Source organism: Anaerophaga thermohalophila str. Valhall (genome assembly GCF_000250735.1).
GTDB classification, from domain to species: Bacteria; Bacteroidota; Bacteroidia; order Bacteroidales; family Marinilabiliaceae; genus Anaerophaga; species Anaerophaga thermohalophila_A.
The window spans coordinates 1-19,444 of record NZ_AHZV01000156.1 but is presented as its reverse complement, the minus strand read 5'-3'; the positions used below and the strand labels follow the sequence as shown (position 1 = coordinate 19,444).

General features: G+C 41.3%; 16 protein-coding genes and 3 tRNA genes. 13 read left to right on the top strand and 6 right to left on the bottom strand.

What is annotated here, in order from left to right; all coding sequences use genetic code 11:
• Positions 1-179: 179 nt before the first annotated feature.
• The 5 genes from OQ5_RS0108300 (at position 180) to OQ5_RS0108280 (ending at position 5,030) form a co-directional block, all read left to right on the top strand.
• A tRNA-Arg gene (locus OQ5_RS0108300) sits at positions 180-252 on the top strand.
• 130 nt (positions 253-382) lie between these two features.
• Complete coding sequence (locus OQ5_RS0108295) at positions 383-769, top strand: hypothetical protein (protein ID WP_016777043.1); 387 nt, start codon at positions 383-385, stop codon at positions 767-769.
• Positions 770-847: 78 nt separating this feature from the next.
• Positions 848-1,606, top strand: a complete 759-nt coding sequence (locus OQ5_RS0108290) for a hypothetical protein (RefSeq protein ID WP_016777042.1) — start codon at positions 848-850, stop codon at positions 1,604-1,606.
• Between the two features lie 202 nt (positions 1,607-1,808).
• Complete coding sequence (locus OQ5_RS0108285) at positions 1,809-4,133, top strand: TonB-dependent receptor (protein ID WP_016777041.1); 2,325 nt, start codon at positions 1,809-1,811, stop codon at positions 4,131-4,133.
• Between the two features lie 42 nt (positions 4,134-4,175).
• Positions 4,176-5,030 carry a DUF4249 family protein gene (locus OQ5_RS0108280; protein ID WP_016777040.1) on the top strand — a complete coding sequence of 285 codons (855 nt, stop codon included), beginning with the start codon at positions 4,176-4,178 and terminating at the stop codon, positions 5,028-5,030.
• 8 nt (positions 5,031-5,038) lie between these two features.
• Here the strand turns inward: OQ5_RS0108280 and OQ5_RS0108275 are convergent, their stop codons facing one another.
• Positions 5,039-5,401 carry an Mth938-like domain-containing protein gene (locus tag OQ5_RS0108275; RefSeq protein WP_016777039.1) on the bottom strand — a complete coding sequence of 121 codons (363 nt, stop codon included), beginning with the start codon at positions 5,399-5,401 and terminating at the stop codon, positions 5,039-5,041.
• Positions 5,402-5,835: 434 nt separating this feature from the next.
• Here OQ5_RS0108275 and OQ5_RS0108265 point away from each other — a divergent pair, with 434 nt between their 5' ends.
• The gene (locus tag OQ5_RS0108265) at positions 5,836-6,111 is read left to right on the top strand and encodes a hypothetical protein (RefSeq protein WP_016777037.1); all 276 of its coding nucleotides are present in this window, start codon (positions 5,836-5,838) and stop codon (positions 6,109-6,111) included.
• A 76-nt stretch (positions 6,112-6,187) separates the two neighbouring features.
• Here OQ5_RS0108265 and OQ5_RS0108260 read toward each other — a convergent pair whose 3' ends face one another.
• The 3 genes from OQ5_RS0108260 to OQ5_RS0108250 form a co-directional block, all read right to left on the bottom strand.
• Positions 6,188-6,685, bottom strand: coding sequence for a flavodoxin (locus tag OQ5_RS0108260; RefSeq protein WP_016777036.1), 498 nt, complete (start codon positions 6,683-6,685; stop codon positions 6,188-6,190).
• 61 nt (positions 6,686-6,746) lie between these two features.
• Entirely contained in the window at positions 6,747-7,412 is a 666-nt protein-coding gene (locus OQ5_RS0108255) for an O-methyltransferase (RefSeq protein WP_016777035.1), read from the bottom strand.
• Positions 7,399-8,625, bottom strand: coding sequence for a M16 family metallopeptidase (locus OQ5_RS0108250; protein WP_016777034.1), 1,227 nt, complete (start codon positions 8,623-8,625; stop codon positions 7,399-7,401). The genes OQ5_RS0108255 and OQ5_RS0108250 overlap by 14 nt, the downstream gene beginning before the upstream one ends.
• 143 nt (positions 8,626-8,768) lie before the next feature.
• Between OQ5_RS0108250 and OQ5_RS0108245 the strand changes: the two genes are divergently transcribed.
• Positions 8,769-8,844 (top strand) — tRNA-Phe (locus OQ5_RS0108245).
• Between the two features lie 203 nt (positions 8,845-9,047).
• A tRNA-Phe gene (locus OQ5_RS0108240) sits at positions 9,048-9,120 on the top strand.
• Between the two features lie 72 nt (positions 9,121-9,192).
• Here the strand turns inward: OQ5_RS0108240 and OQ5_RS0108235 are convergent.
• Positions 9,193-9,738, bottom strand: a complete 546-nt coding sequence (locus OQ5_RS0108235; protein WP_016777033.1) for a hypothetical protein — start codon at positions 9,736-9,738, stop codon at positions 9,193-9,195.
• A gap of 568 nt (positions 9,739-10,306) precedes the next feature.
• Between OQ5_RS0108235 and gpmI the strand changes: the two genes are divergently transcribed.
• The 3 genes from gpmI (at position 10,307) to OQ5_RS0108215 (ending at position 13,660) form a co-directional block, all read left to right on the top strand.
• Positions 10,307-11,836: a 2,3-bisphosphoglycerate-independent phosphoglycerate mutase gene (gpmI, locus tag OQ5_RS0108225; RefSeq protein WP_016777031.1), complete on the top strand. Its 1,530-nt coding sequence runs from the start codon at positions 10,307-10,309 to the stop codon at positions 11,834-11,836.
• A gap of 135 nt (positions 11,837-11,971) precedes the next feature.
• Positions 11,972-12,571, top strand: coding sequence for a DUF3109 family protein (locus tag OQ5_RS0108220; RefSeq protein ID WP_016777030.1), 600 nt, complete (start codon positions 11,972-11,974; stop codon positions 12,569-12,571).
• 378 nt (positions 12,572-12,949) lie between these two features.
• Positions 12,950-13,660, top strand: a complete 711-nt coding sequence (locus OQ5_RS0108215; protein ID WP_016777029.1) for a YebC/PmpR family DNA-binding transcriptional regulator — start codon at positions 12,950-12,952, stop codon at positions 13,658-13,660.
• 326 nt (positions 13,661-13,986) lie between these two features.
• On the opposite strand, the gene OQ5_RS0108210 is transcribed toward OQ5_RS0108215, so the two are convergent.
• Positions 13,987-14,451 carry a DUF302 domain-containing protein gene (locus OQ5_RS0108210; protein ID WP_016777028.1) on the bottom strand — a complete coding sequence of 155 codons (465 nt, stop codon included), beginning with the start codon at positions 14,449-14,451 and terminating at the stop codon, positions 13,987-13,989.
• Between the two features lie 445 nt (positions 14,452-14,896).
• Here OQ5_RS0108210 and OQ5_RS0108200 point away from each other — a divergent pair, with 445 nt between their 5' ends.
• Positions 14,897-16,258 (top strand): dipeptidase, encoded by a 1,362-nt coding sequence (locus OQ5_RS0108200; RefSeq protein ID WP_016777026.1) that lies wholly within the window; start codon positions 14,897-14,899, stop codon positions 16,256-16,258.
• 467 nt (positions 16,259-16,725) lie between these two features.
• The gene (locus OQ5_RS0108195; protein ID WP_016777025.1) at positions 16,726-18,918 is read left to right on the top strand and encodes a glutamine synthetase III family protein; all 2,193 of its coding nucleotides are present in this window, start codon (positions 16,726-16,728) and stop codon (positions 18,916-18,918) included.
• The last annotated feature ends 526 nt before the right edge of the window (positions 18,919-19,444 follow it).

Sequence of the window (19,444 nt, the reverse complement as noted above, 5' to 3'; positions counted from 1 at the left end):
AAAACAACACAGAGTTTGGCAACAAAGATGCTTTTTAGACCGGGCACATAAATGCAATTAGAATAACAGAGGAAGATTTGTTTTTGTTTTTTCCTTTTTTTAATTGGTCTGAGTTATTGGTCTAACATTTCGATGAGTTTGACTAATGCATAAAAAATCCTATATTTGCGGCGCAAAATGGTCCCGTAGTTTAACTGGATAGAACGTAGGATTCCGGTTCCTATAGTGGGGGTTCGAGTCCTCCCGGGATCACGAAGCCCAAGCCGCAATTCTTTGAAAAGGATTGTGGTTTTTGTTTTTTTATTGCATTTACAACAACATTCGTCATATTTTTGCGTATAAAATCATGTTTAAATCATTGTTTATTTTAAATAGTTGATCTATGAAAATCAAAAACCTTTTACTTGGGTTACTGGCCCTTGCACTTATGACAGGCTGTAAAGATGATGACAAGAACACTGAGGAGTTCAGTGACCTGACAGTTGAACAGCACAAGGCTAATATTGAACAAACCGGCATGGATGTGCTGGATCAGTTGAACGATCTGCGTGACATGGATGCTATTCATGTTGCCGTGGATTTCATGGAATTGGCTGATACTACTTATGAATCGGGCACTATGGCCGTAATGGAACCGGTAGCTGCGTTGCAGGACGGTTTGGATGCAGCATTGACTTTAAAGACGACTACTGTCGAGGAAGAATCTTTAGCACAACTGTTTCTTCAGGAGGCGGGAATTTATACCTACAATTTTGAAACAGACTCATGAGATAAAGAATCATCGACAGAAGAGATCACGTATCATTTCCCGACAAAAAATAGCGATACAAACAATGCTACCATTTCGGTGACTAATTTCGAAAGTTTTACTACCGACAATCCTGATGTAGCGCAGAACATATCGGAGGATTTACTTAAGTCGGTTGAGGTGACTCTGACAGTTGATGAACAGCAAAAGATGAAGTTTATCTTTAATGCTACGTATGATGAAAACGACATTCCTCTGTCGGTTACCGAAAGCTACTTAATCGGTAAATTCGAAATAACTACTTCTGTAGAAAGGAGTACTTCAGAAATTTCATTTGATCAATCGTTTACTTCTGATGATGCCAATATCATTTCATCTCATTTCGACAGTGACGGAACCTTCAATTATGAAACTTTTAATGAAAACTTCAATAGTGAAGAAGAGTTTCCAGGAAGTCAGACAATTGTTGATGCTTCCAACGTATGGGTGGCTGTTGGTAACTTAAAACTGCAGGGTGTGGCCAACTGGGAAGGTCTCCGAAATGCCGAAGGAGAATTCGAAGATGTTGAGACTGAACAGGACTTTTACGAAGAAATGGCTAACGTCATGAACGAAAACGTTGACATGTATGTGAAATACAACGACACGAACGAAATTATCGCGGCCAGCGAGTTCTATGCTCTTGAGCGTACCGATGATTATGGTTCATATTGGGATTTTAGCATGAGAATGAAGTTTGCCGACGGTTCATATATGGATGAATCTTTCTTCACTGAAGATAATTTCGCCGAATTTGTTCAGGAAGCCGAGGACTTTATTACCACTATGGAGACCAATTACGGATTGACCCCGCAATAAATATAACACCTTTTGCCTGATTTAGAAATGGACTCTTTTTTGAAGGGATCAGGTTAAGATAGATAATTGGAGGCCCGGTTAAATCGTGGTCTCCAATTTTTATTTATGAGTGTGGCATAAAAACAACAATGAGTTTGGCTATAAAGAGGCTTTTTGGACCGGACTCATCTTAAGTTAACTACTTTTTTCAGCAACCAGACCGATGACATTACGTACCCTGTTGTTTTTATTTTTTGCTGCTGGAATGGCATTTCATGCTTTTGCACAGAGTTATTGCATTAGCGGCCGGGTTGTTGATTCGGAAACGAAAAAACCGGTACCGGATATTCATCTATGGGCAAGCCGGTCGGAGCGGGGTACAATTACCGACCGTTACGGCAGTTTTCAGATTTGCGGTGAAGGTGATGACGTGCTGGTATTAAGCCATACTGCTTATCAATCAAAAAGAGTTGCTTTTAATTATGAGCGCAACGATACGCTGACTATTGTAGTTGAAAAAAAAGAAATTTTGACCGATGAAGTGAAAATCACAGGGCAGAGAGATGTTTTGATTGATAAATCGGTTCCGGCGACCGGGCAGATTGCCAGGGGGGATATCTTAAGACTTCCATCGGTTTTAGGAGAGGCCGATGTGGTTAGTGCCCTTCGTCAATTACCCGGGATACAATCGGTAGGAGAAGGGATAGGCGGGATTTATGTGAGAGGAGGAAGTCCGGGCCAGAACCGCGTACTTCTCGACGGGATGGAATTAATGAATCCTGTTCATTTAATGGGGGCTTATTCGGTGTTTAACCCACTAACAACAGAGGATGTATCCGTTTATAAAGGGCACTCACCGGTTTCGGTGCGAAGCGGACTATCTTCTTCTATAATTGTTTCGTCAGGTGATCCGCTGTCCGGATTTAGAGGGGTGATGGGCTCTTTGGGTAACATAGCTTCCAACCTTACCTTCTCAAGCCGAAGTAAAAACGAAAAGTTTGGCATCACAGCAGGTCTCAGGCGCAGCTATCTGGAATTGTATCGTGGAATTGCCGGCCTTTTTCTTAGCGAGGAAGAAAACTATTTTAAGCGGAGTTTTTACTCGTTTTATGACTTCAATGGTAAAATGGTTTTTCAGCCGCAGCCCGGTTCGCGTTTTACTTTAAGCTGGTACGTGGGGCAGGATGATTTTAAAATTGATGATGATGAGCTGACTTATGATGCCGGAACAAACTATGGGAACAATGCGGCGGCCTTGCAATGGGTTAAAAGAACCGGAAGTAATGGTTCCTTAAAGGTTTCAGCAGCATATACCTCGGCATGGTCTGATTTCAAAGGGGAGATCATTCAAAACGATCTCAATTTCAAGAGCAGGCATCAAAAATTGTCGTTCGGTGCCGGTATGACGAATGAATATGAGAAGCATCTGTTACGATACGGTGTCGGGGGTGCATGGTATAAAACAACACCTCAGGATATGCATCTGACGGTGTTGGAAGATACAACCAGTTATAAAGATGTATTTCGCAACAGTGAGGTAACATTATATTTTGAAGATACCTACAGGTGGACCCCTGATATAAGCCTTTATGCAGGTGTCAGAGGGTTTTATTATACTTCGTGGGGGCCATATCAATACGACAATGATGATGTTTTTATTTACAGCAATAACGGAGAAATTGCCGATCAAAAATGGTATTGGAGCTACTCTGCAGCTTTGTCGTATGCTATTACGGGCAGTGACGGATTTAAGATTGCCTGGACGCGCCCGGTTCAAATGCGGCATCTGGCAACTTTGAGTTCGATGCCTCTTCCCAACGACTTGTGGATGATGGCCTCTCCGCGTTTGGAACCTCAAATGGGGCATCAGTGGTCGGTCGGGTATGAGAGAGAAACACCTGTGTTTTATTTTTCAACCGGAATTTTTGTGCGGTTGATGCAAAACCAGGTGATTTTTAATTTTAACATCGACGGAAATGAAATGAATTTTGAAGACCATTTCTTCCACGGTAAGGGAAGAGCCTGGGGAATAGAATTTTCTGCGAAGAAGAATATTGGTGATCTCCGGGGAAACATCAATTACACGTTGTCAAAATCAGAAAGGTCTTTTCCTGATATATTTGACGGAGCGTGGTTCAATGATAAGTTTGACCGCACACACGACCTGTCGCTCATGAGTTCTTTCAAACTATCGGAGAAGTGGTCATTTTCGGCCAACTGGACTTATGCCACCGGAATGTCAATGACGTTGCCCTCCGGACGGATGTGGATGATGGGGAGTATTATGAACGATTACGACGGATACAATAATTTTCGGTTGCCTCCTTATCATCGTCTCGACTTGTCCGCTTCATTACGTTTAAAAAGCAATACTTTTAAGGAGTCAACGCTTGATTTTTCGGTCATCAATGCCTATAACCGTGCCAATCCGTATTTTGTTTTTTACAAGGTTATTCGTGGCGACAGCAATTATGATATAGATATCCGTGCGGCACAGGTTTCGCTTTTTCCCCTGATGCCATCGGTAAGCTGGAAATTTAAGTTTTGAAACAGTAATTTGCCAACTATAAAGTTATTACGCTTCTCCATTATGATTGTAGTGGTTTTGTCTTCGTGCCAAAAGGAAGTAGAACTTGACCAGCCATCCTACCAGAGAAAAATTGTGGTGGATGGTTACATTGAAACGGGACGGCAGGCACATGTTTTCCTTACGCTGAGTTCTCCTTATCTGACGCATTATGATTCCGCATCAATCAGGGAAACATTTCTTAATTATGCAAAGGTGACTTTGACATCATCGACAGGTGAAGAGGAGGTGCTGACATTGTTTCGTGAAGACCGCTTTTTCCCGCCATTTGTTTACAAAAGCGTATCGATAATGGGGCAGGAAGGCGAAACCTATCAATTGAGCGCAGAGGTCAAAGGACGAATAGTAACAGCTACCACGACTATTCCTCCGGCTGTGGCAGTTGTTGATACCAGGATAACTCAGATTTCCGATACAACAGGATTTGTCGAATTTGCAATTGATCCGCCGCGAGAGGGGAGTTATTATTTATTTACACGGGTAAAAAGTCGTTTCGCCGATAGGGATTTCCATCCATCTTTTAACCCTGTTTCGGAGGTAAAATCCACTCAAAAACCCCCTGTATGGCAAAGAGTACTCCGGGCTTCTGAGTTTGGTCATTATCTCAGCGAGCCCGAATCATCCTTTTATAATTCTTATGACCGGTTTGAGTACGATCGTCGCGACACGATAGAAATTATTGTCGGGACGGTTGACTCAGTTTCCTGCCGGGTCATCGAAAGCCTCTTTGTCGACCGTGCCAATCAGGAAAACCCGTTTGCATTTAACGGCAACCGGATAGAGACCAATATTGAAGGTGGTATTGGTCGATGGACAGGGATTGGAATAACCGGTATTGATATCATCACCGCAGATTAAAACAAAAATTAGCAGGTTACATGAAACAGCCCGATGTTTTTGCCATCGGTTTTGTTCCAGAGTGTGATGGCCTCAGGTGTGGGACGTAAGTATGTCTTACACCGTTTTTCCCTGAAAAAGTCTGCTGCTTCTTTCGATAGTTCCACAAACCCGGTCTGACCGGTTCCCACAATTAGTTTTTCGGCACCTTCCCGGTAGATATGTTTTGCTTCTTCAAGAGAGATTATATGTGAAGTACCATAAATCTCTTTTGAGAGTTTCTTTTTTCGTTTCAATATTTCTCCCTCTGGTGTGATAACTATGTCATGATCATAAGTGCCGGCCGTTGTTGTGATATTTCCAAAACTGGTGTTTTTTATTTGTACTGCCATAATAATTAGTGCGTGTCTATAAACTTGCAAAAATTTTCACAATATATGTGTCTGTTCAGAAAGTACCAGTTGCAAGGCTTGCGAAGCCGCCAAAACCGGAGTTTACTAATCGTAAATGAGGATTTTGGCGGCGAGCGTAACACAGCAAGTGGTACTTTATGGACAGACACTAAATAAAATTAGTTCCTGTCTGGTTACGTGCAAAAAATTTTATAAAAAGAATGTATGTCTTTTCAGAAAGTGCCGCTTGCAAGGCATCAATTTATTCCTGCCAGGAAAGGGAATTGTAATGATAAGAATGTGAAGGTCAATTGATAATCGTATTAAAAACTGTCTGATTTATCCTTTTGTATGTCTAATCTACTCTTTATTGCTGTGTAATTCACTTATTTTTATTTATTTTTGTCGCATCTAATAAAGAATTGCTTTATTTTATGGCCAAATACGGCAAAGATTCGGGAAATAATAACAATAATCGCGATGATGCTTTAAAACGAAAGCATAAAACAACTATTTTGTTGAATGACAAAGAGTTGGAAGCATTTGAGGTGTATTGTAAAAGATACAAGGTAAAAAACAAGGCACGTTTTATACGCGAATCGGTTATGCGTGTCGTTATGGATCAGTTCATGGAAGATTATCCTACACTTTTTGAAAAAAGTGATCTTGACAGACTCAGAGTAGAGAACCGGGATAATGATCAATATTGAAACTCCAAACTCAAAGTCCCCTTTTGGGAGAATTTAAGGGGCCCTGAACCCGAGGTCAAAATCCACAACCCACAACTCAAAACTCTTTCCTCAATTCTTCACTCCAGACAGCAATTCTTCCGTCGGTCAGATCCGGCTCATTGTCTTCATCAAGGGGAAGTCCTATAAACATTCCGTCCCTGAAAGCTTTAGATTCACTGAAGTCGTAGTCGTCGCCCGGCCACTGTCCAATAAAATTTGCTCCTTTTGGGGCTAAAAGTTCATAAAGTTTTCCCATGCCGTCGCAAAATGTGTCAGGATAAGTATGCTGGTCGCCCAGACCAAACAATGCAATGGTTTTACCCGACAAATCAAGTGTCAGGAAGCCTTCAACAAAAGTTTCGAAATCGTCCTGCAGCTGACCTACTCCCCATGTGGAAGTTCCTAAAATATAAAACTCATAGTCTTTCAGTTTTTCCAGGTCAGCACTTTCTGCCGGAATCAGGTCGGCTTCAGGGAATGCGGCATGCACCTTCTCTGCAACAAATCTGGTATTCCCTACTGATGATCCGTATATGATGGCTGTTTTTGGCATATTTTCCACTTTTCTTTCAAATCTTATCCATTAAGCTAAAACGTTAACCCTTTCCAAAAGTTCACTCTTTCACCCGGATCAACATCAGCCCGTCTCTTAATGGGAGGATAACCTGTTCGGTGCGGGGATCGTTTTTAACCATTTCGTTAAAGTTAATTATTCCCCGTGTGTAGTTGTCGTTTTGTAAATCGGCATCCACAACTTTACCATTCCACAGAATATTATCGGCCAGGATATAACTTCCCGGGTTCATTTTTTTCATTACCGCCTCATAGTAGGCGGGGTACTCTCTTTTGTCGCCATCGATGAACGCAAGATCGAATTCAACATTCAGATTGTTTATTATGTCGAGAGCATCGCCGATATGGAGAACAATTTTTCTTTCGAGATCCGCTTTTTGGATATATTGCCTGATGAAAGATTCGAGCTCGTCATCACGTTCGATGGAGTGAAGAACAGCATCCTGATCAATTCCCCGGGCAATGCAGATGGCCGAATAACCGGTGAAAGTACCTATTTCCAAAACCGCTTTGGGCCTGATCATTCTGCAAAGCATCGTTAATAGTTGTCCCTGAACCGGGCCGGAAATCATTCGTGGCCGCAGTATCTTTAAATGTGTTTGTCTTCGCAGATCGTGGAGCACTTTATCCTCCGGGGTGGAGAATGCTTCGATGTAATTGTCCAGCTCAGGTTTTTGATTTCCCGTAATGTGGTTATGATTGCTCATAGATGAGGTATGAGAGTTGATTGTCATCAAAAATTTCGTTGGCTATTTCCAACAGGTCTGTTGCTGTGAGGTTGTCAATTTTTTTATAGATATCGGCCAGTGAGTCTACCTTATTATAGAGAAGGAAGCTTTTACTTATATTGAGCATCAGGTTTTCCTTGTTTTCGTTGGCAATAGTGATTTGTCCTTTCAGTTGACGACGGGCCTTGTGCAGTTGCATCTGTCCGAGCTTTTTGTCACGAAGGCGGGCCAGTTCCCGGCGGACAATGCGTATACTACGGTCAATATTTTGCCGGTCGGTACCAAAATAGATACAAAAAACACCTGTTCTGTAGTAGGGTGAATAAATAGACTCAATGTTATAGGCGATGCCTTTTTTTTCGCGGAGTGCCATGTTGAGCCTGCTGTTCATTCCTGGTCCGCCAAGGAGGTTATTGAGTAAAGATAGCCCCAGCCGTTTGGGATTTTCAAGGTCATACGCAATATTTCCGATGGTTATGTGACTTTGAAATGTATCCAGCTCTTTGCGTAAGCTCGATGGCTTATAACTGGGTGTCGGCGGACGCAATGACTTACGGAAACTCGGCGCTTCCTTACCAAAATATTTATTGGCGGCTTTTAGGAATTTTCCGGGAGCCATTTCTCCTACCATACATAATACCATTTGGTCGGTGTGATAATTATTGCGAATAAATTTTAAGATGTCTTCCCGCGTAAAATTCTTTATCGATTCTGCCGTTCCCAGGATATTATGCCCCATAGGACCATTATTAAATATAAGTTCTTCAAAATCATCTATAATCAATTCGGCCGGATTGTCCTTGTATGAATTGATTTCATCGATAATAACCTCTTTCTCTTTTCGTATCTCCTTTTCAGGAAACACGGAATGAAAACTGATGTCATGAAGTAGCTCCAGGGCTCTTTCAAAATCCTGAATCAGGAAAGAGGCATAGATGGCTGTTTCTTCTTTTGAGGTATAAGCGTTGAGTTCTCCACCTACATCATCGAGCCGGCTCAGGATGTGCCAGGTTTTGCGCTTTTGTGTACCTTTGAAGATAACATGCTCGATAAAGTGTGCCATTCCGTGTTCGTTCTCATCCTCGTCGCGTGAGCCTGTATTGATAATGAGTCCGCAATGACCGACGGGAGATGGAACACGATGATGAACAATTCGGATACCATTTGGAAGTGTATGTGAAAATAAATCCATGTGCTGTATTGGAAATTTTGAGCGCAAAAATAACTAAACATCAGGGAATATCATGTTGGAATCGGAAAAAAGGAAGGATTAAAAATGCAGCAACGGTTTTGTTAAAACAAATCTTTCAGTATATTTGCAACCGCTTTTGAAACGGTGCCATAGCTCAGTTGGTAGAGCAACGGACTGAAAATCCGTGTGTCCCTGGTTCGATTCCAGGTGGTACCACCAGGTGTTGGTTTTTTGATTGGACCGACCTTATTGATGTGAGGAAATGATTCATAACTGTTTGGACTGTTTCCAAAAAAGAAAAGGGTTATTGATGAGTTGGTTTTTTGGTTATTTTTGTACCAATTGAAACGAGTTTCGATTTTCTGGACGAGTTCCATCCGACTATAGAAATGAATTTTATACGGATAAAAAAATAACTGCATGGTGCCATAGCTCAGTTGGTAGAGCAACGGACTGAAAATCCGTGTGTCCCTGGTTCGATTCCAGGTGGTACCACCCACAATTAAAATAGAAAGCCGGCAAAATCGCCGGCTTTTTTAACTTTATTAGTTGATCAAATTTAGGAATTTATCTGAAAGATTCCACATCAAGCATCCAATCTTCGATTTGAACCAATTCTTCAGCGTCTTTCTCCTGGCTGCTAAATTTATTTGCATCCAACATCCATGCTTCTATGGGAATTATTTCTTCAGATTGTTGAAAAGCATTTTCATCGAGCATCCACTCTTCCACATTCATAAATGTTTCTTCGTAAACATCAAAAAGGGTATGATCCAGCATCCAATCTTCGATAATAACTGTTGGCTCAACCATGAAATCAACATCAAACATCCAGTCTTCAAGTTCAATCATTTTGTTTTCCGTCTCGAATATCTTTTCATTAAACATCCAGTCCGACATTTCTACAACTGTTTCCTCTGCATAATTTAATGATGCCAATAAATTAGTATTCGTTGTTGACGATGGATTAAGTTCAGTAGTGCCTGGGTTAGCTGCATTTAAACTTATTGATATGGCGAATGCGATCATTGAAGTAATAACTGAAGTTTTCATTTTTTGATCCTCCTGTTTAGTTTGTAATTGTTTTGCTGACAGAATAGCTTCAATCGACATGCCAAAAGATGAAAAATATTGATAAATAGTATGTTACAAATGCGTATGATTGTGTTTTTAATCTTAGAATGTTCGTTTATGTAACAAGAATATGTTCGGAAGTGAACAGTGAATAGTATCTGATAAAATTTTTCTGGCCGGGATGATAACAATCGGGAGAAAATGACAGTAACTTTGCTAAGTGAAACATCGAACTAAGATATCGTTAACAGGCCTGGTTGCCTTTCTGGTTCTGTGGTTTGAATGGCTTTCTTTGGGCATTCACCGAAACGGCGAACATAGACACAGGTATTATCAGGTAATATATTGCTTTTCTTAAAGGGGGCTGAAAATCCGTTCCTTTCGTGATTATGCTCATAATATGTATCTCCGTTCCGGATTAAAAGTAATGACTTTTTCGGAATTGTCTTTTTTTATCATTCCGTTGCATTTGTTTTTTTAACTTCCTTAACATCAACTTCTTTTTTTTCAATGCCAAATTAGGTACTTTTGCCCGTTCTTGTAAACTGAAAGACATATTGTTTGTTTTCCTTCTGTGACGAAAAATAGTAATTAAACAAAAATAACCATGGACAAAAAAACCATACTGATCATCCTCGACGGTTGGGGATACGGCAAAAAAGACAAAACAGATGCTATTCACACAGCAGGAGCTCCTTATTTTGAGAGCCTGCTGAAAAAATATCCCAATTCTCAGCTTCAGGCTTCCGGCGAAAATGTTGGTCTACCCGAAGGACAAATGGGGAATTCGGAAGTGGGACACCTTAATATAGGTGCCGGACGTATTGTTTATCAGGATTTGGTGAAGATTAATCTTGCCATTAAAGACAACAGTATTTCCAAAAATCCGGAACTTGTCAAAGCCTATCAATATGCTAAAGAGAACGACAAGCAGGTTCACTTTATGGGGCTCGTTTCCAAAGGAGGTGTGCACAGCAGTCAGGAGCATGTATATAAACTTGTTGATGTGGCCAAAGATTTTGGTCTTCAGAAAGTGTTTGTTCATGCTTTTATGGATGGTCGCGATACCGATCCCAAAAGCGGGAAAGGATATCTGGGCGAATTGATGGAGCACCTTAAATCATCTGTTGGCCAGGTGGCATCGGTTATCGGACGTTATTATGCCATGGACCGTGACAAACGGTGGGAACGTATCAAAGAAGCTTATGACCTGATGGTTCACGGTAAGGGGAAGCAGGCAAAGGATCTTCAGTCTGCAATCCAGGAATCATATGATGATGATGTCACCGATGAGTTTATTAAACCAATTGTTCACGTAGATGACAATGGAAATCCGGTTGGAACCCTTAAAGAGGGTGATGTAGTTGTGTTTTTTAATTTCCGAAATGATCGTGCTCGTGAAATTACTCAGGTACTTACTCAGCAGGATATGCCGGAGTACGATATGAAGACCATTCCGTTGCATTATTGCACACTCACACCTTATGATGTGACATTTAAAAATATGCACGTGTTATTCGATAAGGAGAATGTTAAAAATACCATGGGAGAGGTCGTTTCTCAAAACGGTCTGAAGCAGTTACGTATTGCCGAGACTGAGAAGTATGCCCACGTGACATTCTTCTTCTCAGGAGGTCGCGAGGAGGTGTTTGAAGGAGAAGACCGTATTCTGATAAATTCCCCAAAGGTACCCACTTATGATCTGCAGCCGGAGATGAGTGCTTATGAAGTGAAAGATGCAGTAGTGGGTGAACTCAACAAAAACAAGTACGATTTTATTTGTCTCAACTTTGCCAATGGCGATATGGTTGGACATACCGGCGTTTACGATGCCATTAAGAAAGCGGTAAAGGCAGTAGACAATTGCCTGAAAGATGTGGTGGAAGCTGTGAAAAAGAATGGTTACGAAGCTATTATTATTGCCGACCACGGGAATGCCGACAATGCGGTAAATCCTGACGGGACTCCAAATACTGCTCACTCTCTTAATCCCGTGCCTTTTATTTGGGTGTCGGAAGACCGTAAAGGGAAAGTGGAAGATGGAATTCTTGCCGATGTGGCACCGTCACTTCTGAAACTTATGGGAATAGAACAACCCGAAGAAATGACAGGACACAGTCTGATTACTCTTGCTTAAGAAATTTAATTTAAAGTATTGTAAGGACAGTTCCATACGGGGGCTGTCCTTTTTTGATATCAATATTTCTTTAAATTTGCACTCCAAACATTTTACCTCGTGTTTTTAGCGCGGTAAAGGAATACAAAAAAATAAATGGTTCAAATTGATGACAAGATTATCAGCCTCGACATTTTTGAAAAGCATTTTTTATGCGATTTACCAAAGTGTTTAGGTAGTTGCTGTGTGGAAGGTGAATCGGGTGCTCCACTGGACGATGAAGAAACAGCAATTCTTGAAGATATTTACCCGAAAATCAAACATCTGCTTTCCCCCGAAGCGGTTGAAATAATTGAAAGAAGCGGCACCTGGGAGACCGATGCCGACGGTGACAAAGTAACTCCCATTATTCACGGTCGGGAATGTGTTTATACTTATTTCGACAGCGACGGAATTTGTAAATGTGCCATAGAAAAGGCTCATGAGGAAGGGCTTATAAACTTCAAAAAGCCAATATCATGTCATCTTTACCCCATTCGTGTGGATAAATATCCCAACTATGAAGCGATGAATTATCATGTCTGGCCGGTATGTGATCCTGCCCGCGAATTGGGGAAAAAGATGGGATTTCCCGTTTTCCGTTTTCTGAAAGAACCGATAATCCGAAAATATGGTGAACGGTTTTATGAGGAGATGGCAGAGGTAGCTATCCATCTTGAAAAGCAGAAATCAAAATCAGTGAGGGACGCAGAATAATGAAACCCAACTTGAACGTTTCCGCTCAACGATTTAGAAAATCATTCATTTGGGCGAAGCATGAGACCAAATGAGATGATTTACTTTATCGAATCCGAAAGGAATACATCACAATTTTAACCATTTGCTGGCGGATTTTGGGTGAGAGAGTTGTGATTTATGCCATTAATCGTGTAAAAAATTAATTACCAGATATCTGTAAGAGTTTAACGGAGTATTGTAAAGTAATATTTGTTGGGTTAGGCTTGCAACCGACACTTTCTGAACCGAAACACATATTGTGAGCATTTTTGCGAGTTTATAGACGAGAACCAATTATCTAAAATCTAACCATCTAACCATCTAATCATATAGTATCTAACAGTAATCTAAAAATTAATGGGACGCGCATTTGAATATCGTAAGGCCAGAAAACTCAAGCGTTGGGGAAATATGGCCAAAACCTTTACCAAAATTGGCCGTGAAATTGCAATTGCTGTCAGAAACGGAGGTCCTGATCCCTCAGGGAATCCACGTCTCAGGGTGCTGATTCAGAATGCCAAGACGGCCAATATGCCCAAGGAAAATGTGGAAAGGGCCATAAAGAAAGCTTCCGGGAAAGACCCGTCCGATTATAAGACTGTTGTTTATGAAGGCTATGCACCACATGGCATTGCTGTTCTGGTTGAGACTGCGACAGATAACCCTACGCGCACTGTGGCCAACGTCCGCAGCTATTTCAACAAAGCTGGCGGCGCACTCGGCACTTCAGGCAGCGTCGATTATATGTTTGAGCACAAGTGTGTCTTCAAAGTAAAAATGAAAGAAGACACTGATCTGGAAGAACTCGAGCTGGAACTTATAGATTCAGGGGGACAGGAAGTCTTCGTTGAGGAGGATCTTATTATAATATATGGCGATTTTGAAGCGTTTGGGCCTATCCAGAAATATCTGGAAGAAAACGGTTTTGAAATCGAAAATGCCGATTTTGAAAGAATCCCGCAAAACACACGGAAACTTTCGTCCGATCAGGCTGAAGATATAGAAAAACTGCTTGCCAGGCTTGAAGACGACGATGATGTGACGAATGTCTTCCATAATATGGCCTGAAAAAAATAATTGATGAATCTGCTCCTCAATAGTCCGTTAAACTTTTACAATACGTTGCAACCCAATTGCTTTTTATTAAAAGGTTGTATTTATTAAAATGCAGTATGTCAAGACTATATGAATTGTCTTTTATCTAACTCAAATTACAAAACACTTTATATCAATTATTTGTTTTGAGGAGTTGGATTTTTGCTTATCAGGCCAATTTTCGGTACTAACGGTAAAATTCTTATCTGTAAAATTTAACACTTCTGCCTTCTGCCTGGCAAACTTCTGTCTGTCGATTACTTATATCTAAAAATCTAATGATCTGAAAGTCTATATATCTAATATAGTACCATTTTTACAATTTCTTTTAATCCCGCCTGAATATCATTAAAAACACTTTCGGCCGATTCGTCAAAATCTGTTCCGGCTTTTTGATAGTTTCCCCAGGCTATATATGTTTTTCCGTTTGATTTTTCATACACTGCTACTCTGCAGGGAAGGAGTGTTTGTGCATTCCTGGTTTTATCATTTTTGAGCAACTGGTATGCAAAATTGGCATTGCACAAAACAATAATGGTAGAAGGCAGAACTTCCTTGCCTTTTTTGCTCAGAATTGCCTGCATGTCGTGCTCGGCAGGTATTGCCCATCCGGTTTTAGTTGCTGATTGCCTGATCATTTCAACTGTTTTGGCGAAATCAAACATGCTCTCTTTTTCATAGGCGGCAGCATCTTTAGATTTGCCGGAAACATTGAATGTTGTGCCTGCAACAACTAAGAGTAATAAAATTGTTAACTTTTTCATGGCTTGTCGGTTTTAAATCCATTTAATGTCAATTAAAACATATAGATATGTTGAATTGTTTATTTTTAAATAAAAGAACGCTTCATTTTTGTCAGTATTCCCAGGAACCGGGAAAATTATGACAATTTTTGTCAGGCCCGTTTCATGAGTTGACATCTCTCATACCGTTTGGCGGTAAAATTTCCGTACTTTAACCTGCTTTATTCATGAACTTTCTATTACGATGCTCAACTATCGGCAGAATTCAAGCGTTCTCATCAAATTTAATGTAAAAATAGTTCACTATTTCCTGCTTCAAATTTGTCTGCGGTTGCTTGTATTATTAGATGTTTGAGCATCTCATGACGAAAACTTATGAAACGGGCCCCGATTACCCGGGACGATAAAGCAGGTTAGGTTTTATATTGATAATTGTGTCATTTTCCGTAAAATAAAAGTTAACGATATGCAAAACATTAAACAATACATTGAAGAAAACAAGGAGCGTTTTCTGGAGGAGCTTTTCGAACTGATTCGGATTCCTTCGATAAGTAGTGAGTCGGCTCATAGAGAAGATATGCGTCGTGCCTCTGAAAAATGGAAAGAACTTCTGTTAAAGGCTGGTGTGGATAAAGCAGAAGTGATGGAAACCAAAGGCCATCCCGTCGTTTTCGCCGAGAAGCGGGTTGATGAGAATGCACCTACTGTTTTGGTTTACGGACATACCGATGTAATGCCTGTTGATCCATTGGAACTATGGAATACCGATCCCTTTGAGCCGGTAATTGAGGATGGAAAAATTTGGGCGAGGGGTGCTGACGATGACAAGGGGCAAGCCTTTATGCACCTTAAAGCTTTTGAATATTTGGTCAATACCAATCAGCTGCGCTGCAATGTTAAATTTCTTATAGAAGGAGAGGAGGAAATTGGTTCTGCGCATTTACCGGAGTTTTGCGAAAACCATAAAGACCTTCTGAAGGGAGATGTTATTTTGGTTTCCGACACCACCATGCTCCAACCCGATGTCCCATCAATAACAACCGGTTTAAGGGGGCTGGCTTACTGGCAGGTTGATATAACGGGTCCTAACCGTGACCTTCACTCAGGAATGTTTGGCGGAGCTGTGGCAAATCCGATCAACGTACTTTCGAAGATGATTGGCAGTCTGATTGACGATAAGGGCCATATAACTATTCCCGGGTTTTATGACGATGTGCTGGAAGTAAGTGATGAGGAACGTGAGCTAATGAACAGAGCACCTTTCGATGAGGCAGCCTATAAAAAAGCCATTGGCGTGGAAGCACTACAAGGTGAAGAGGGATATTCTACCCATGAAAGAACAGGGATTCGGCCTTCTTTTGATGTGTGCGGAATATGGGGCGGCTACACCGGCGAGGGAGCAAAAACTGTGCTGCCTTCTACGGCACATGCAAAACTGTCGGCACGACTGGTTCCAAATCAGGATCACAAAAAAATAGCAGAGCAATTCAAAGAATATTTCAAAGGAATTGCACCCGATTCTGTGAAAGTGGAGGTGTCTGTGCTTCATGGCGGACAAGCTTATGTTTGTCCGATAGATATGCCTGCTTATCGTGCGGCAGAGAAAGCATACCTGCAAACTTATGGAAAACGTCCCGTACCGGTTCGGAGTGGCGGGTCTATTCCAATTATTTCTGCTTTTGAGCAGATTTTAGGGATGAAATCCGTTTTGATGGGATTTGGCTTAAGTAGTGATGCCATACACAGTCCTAACGAAAATTATCCCCTGGAACAATTTTTTAAAGGAATAGAAACAATCCCCTATTTCTATAAGTATTTTTCAGAATAGGGTAATTGAATATTTCTGAACGGCAAGCCTAATTTTCCCCTCGATTCCGGTCGAGGGGTTTTTTTGTCTCTCGTCTCCGAAGAGGTGTTTCTATAAGTGTCAGGCAGGCAGAGGGCATGGGGCAGAGGGCAGAGAGCATGGGTTAGGGAGCATGGGGCAAGGGGCAGAGAGCATGGAGCAGAGGGCATGGGGCATAGAGCATAGAGTGGGAAACGGTTAGAAAGAAAGACTTCTGCCTGGCAAACTTCTGCCTGTCGATTACTTATATCTAAAAATATAATGATCTGTTAAGGCAACCTTTGTCATACTCGTTTCACTACTAAAAATACTCTATAATTTAAAATACCCCTTCAAAAATCGGGTTTTTATCAAAAAAGTATTCAAAAATTTAAAAAATACCCCTAAAAAAATAGGAGTAATGTGTAAAATTAATATATTTGCCAAAGTTAACTCGAAAAAATATCGTTATGGCAAAATTAAGATTTACTGCATTGGAAGAGCTCCTGAACAGGGAGACCAAAAAAGTGGAGGGAACAAGGATCCCTACTTCAGATTATTTTGGTGAATTGGTTTTCGACCGTCCCAAAATGAAAAAGTACCTTTCAAAAGAAGCCTTTGAACACGTTATTGAAGCCGTGGAAAAAGGAACACGTATCGATCGTCGTATGGCCGATCAGATTGCACTTGGCATGAAGGCATGGGCTATGGAAAATGGTGCCACACATTATACACACTGGTTTCATCCGCTTACCGACGGTACTGCCGAAAAGCATGATGCCTTTTTGACATTCGGTGAATTTGGTTCTATGGTTGAAAGTTTTTCCGGTTCATTGCTGGTACAGCAGGAGCCTGATGCTTCCAGCTTTCCCTCCGGTGGAATCCGAAATACTTTTGAGGCACGCGGATATACTGCATGGGATGTTTCCTCTCCGGCATTTATTGTGGGAAGCACTTTGTGTATACCAACGATTTTTGTTTCGTACACAGGCCATGCACTTGACTATAAATTTCCTTTGCTTAAGGCACTTCATGCTGTTGATAAAGCTGCAGTGGAGGTTTGTCAATACTTTGATAAGAATGTGACCAGGGTTATCAGTAACCTTGGCTGGGAACAGGAATATTTTTTGGTTGATGAAGCTTTGTTCCAGTCGAGACCCGATCTGGTGCTTACCGGCAGAACACTTATGGGACACTCCTCTGCAAAGGATCAGCAGCTCGACGATCATTACTTCAGCTCTATTCCCGAAAGAGTGATCGCATTTATGGAGGAGTTTGAAATTGAAGCCTACCGCCTTGGTATTCCGGTAAAAACGCGACATAACGAGGTAGCGCCTAATCAGTTTGAGGTAGCACCGATTTTCGAGGAGACCAACCTTGCCAACGACCACAATCAGCTGGTTATGGATGTGATGAAACGGGTTGCCCGCAAGCATAAGTTCCGCGTGCTTTTCCATGAGAAGCCGTTTAAAGGAATTAACGGATCAGGGAAACACAATAACTGGTCATTGAGTACCAATACAGGGGTGAATTTGTTGTCACCCGGCAAAAACCCGAAATCCAATTTACAGTTCCTTACTTTCCTTGTTAATGTTCTCAAGGCAGTTCATGATAACCAGGATATTCTGCTCGGAAGCATTATGTCGGCGGGCAACTCGCACCGACTGGGTGCCAACGAGGCACCGCCGTCAATTATTTCGGTTTTCCTCGGCAGCCAGATTTCCGCTATGCTTGACGAGTTGGAAACAAGGGTTCCGGATAAAAAAATGACACCGGACGAAAAAACGGCACTCAAACTCGATATTGGCAAAATTCCCGAAATCTTGCTCGATAATACCGACCGTAACCGTACATCGCCTTTCGCCTTTACCGGAAATCGTTTTGAATTCAGAGCAGTCGGCTCATCGGCCAATTGTGCTTCAGCAATGATTGCGCTCAATACCGCTGTGGCAAACCAGCTCAAGGTATTCAAAACAGAAGTGGATATCCTGATCGATAAAGGAGCGAAAAAGGACGAAGCCATTTTTCAGGTTATTAAGGAGTACATTACCCACTCCAAAAACATTCGCTTCGATGGTGATGGATACAGTGAAGAGTGGGTAAAAGAAGCTGCTAAACGCGGACTGATAAATGTATCAAATGTGCCCGAAGCCTTAAAAGCCTATTTGTCCGATAAGGCTAAAAAGCTCTTTTCTGAAAATGGTGTATTTACCGAAGTTGAACTGGAAGCCCGTACCGAAGTTGAACTGGAGAAATATACCAAAAAAATACAAATTGAAGCCCGGGTTCTGGGCGATCTGGCATTGAACCATATTGTGCCCACTGCCGTTCGGTACATGAACACGCTGATTGAGAATGTTCAGGGGCTGAAGGATATATTCGGAAAAGAGTCGGATTATCAGGAACTGGCTTCCGATCGTCTTGATTTGATCAAGAAAATATCAAACCATATTCAGAATATCAAAAATAAAACCAATGATATGGTGGAAGCCCGGAAAGTTGCCAATAAGATAGATGATATGGAGAAAAAGGCTGAGATGTACGATCAGAAAGTACGCCCCTACCTCGAAGATATCCGTTACCATATCGACAAGCTGGAGTTAACTGTTGATAACGGTATCTGGCCATTGCCAAAATACAGAGAGCTTTTGTTTGCCCGTTAATGAACGGGAAGAGGTTTTGACTCGGGAGTGTCCCCCGGATTTTCCGGAGGGCACTTTTCCTGTTTATAAGAATTTATGAGTGTGGTATAAAAAGACATATTTTTGCCAAAATCAAGGTGTTTTAAATTCTTGTACCGGAGTTAACTAACTGTTAATGAGGATACAAGAGTTTAAAACAACACAGAGTTTGGCAACAAAGATGCTTTTTAGACCGCACTCATTTATACAATCCCATATTATCAGGGAAAATATTTGGTTCTTTTTTTCGTTACTCTCTATGTTAATGGTAAATTTGATGCGGCCTGCCATCTTAATGAGTGCCTGTCTATAAAGTAGGGAAAGATTCCTACTTATCATGTGTCTGTTCAGAAAGTGCCGGTTGCAAGGCTTGCGAAGCCGCCAAAAACGCAGTTTACTTTTCGTAAATGAGTATTTTGGCGGCGAGTGTAACACAGCAAATGGTGCTTTATGGACAGACACTAATGAGGATGACAAAAATTTAAAACAACACGAGTTTGGCAACAAA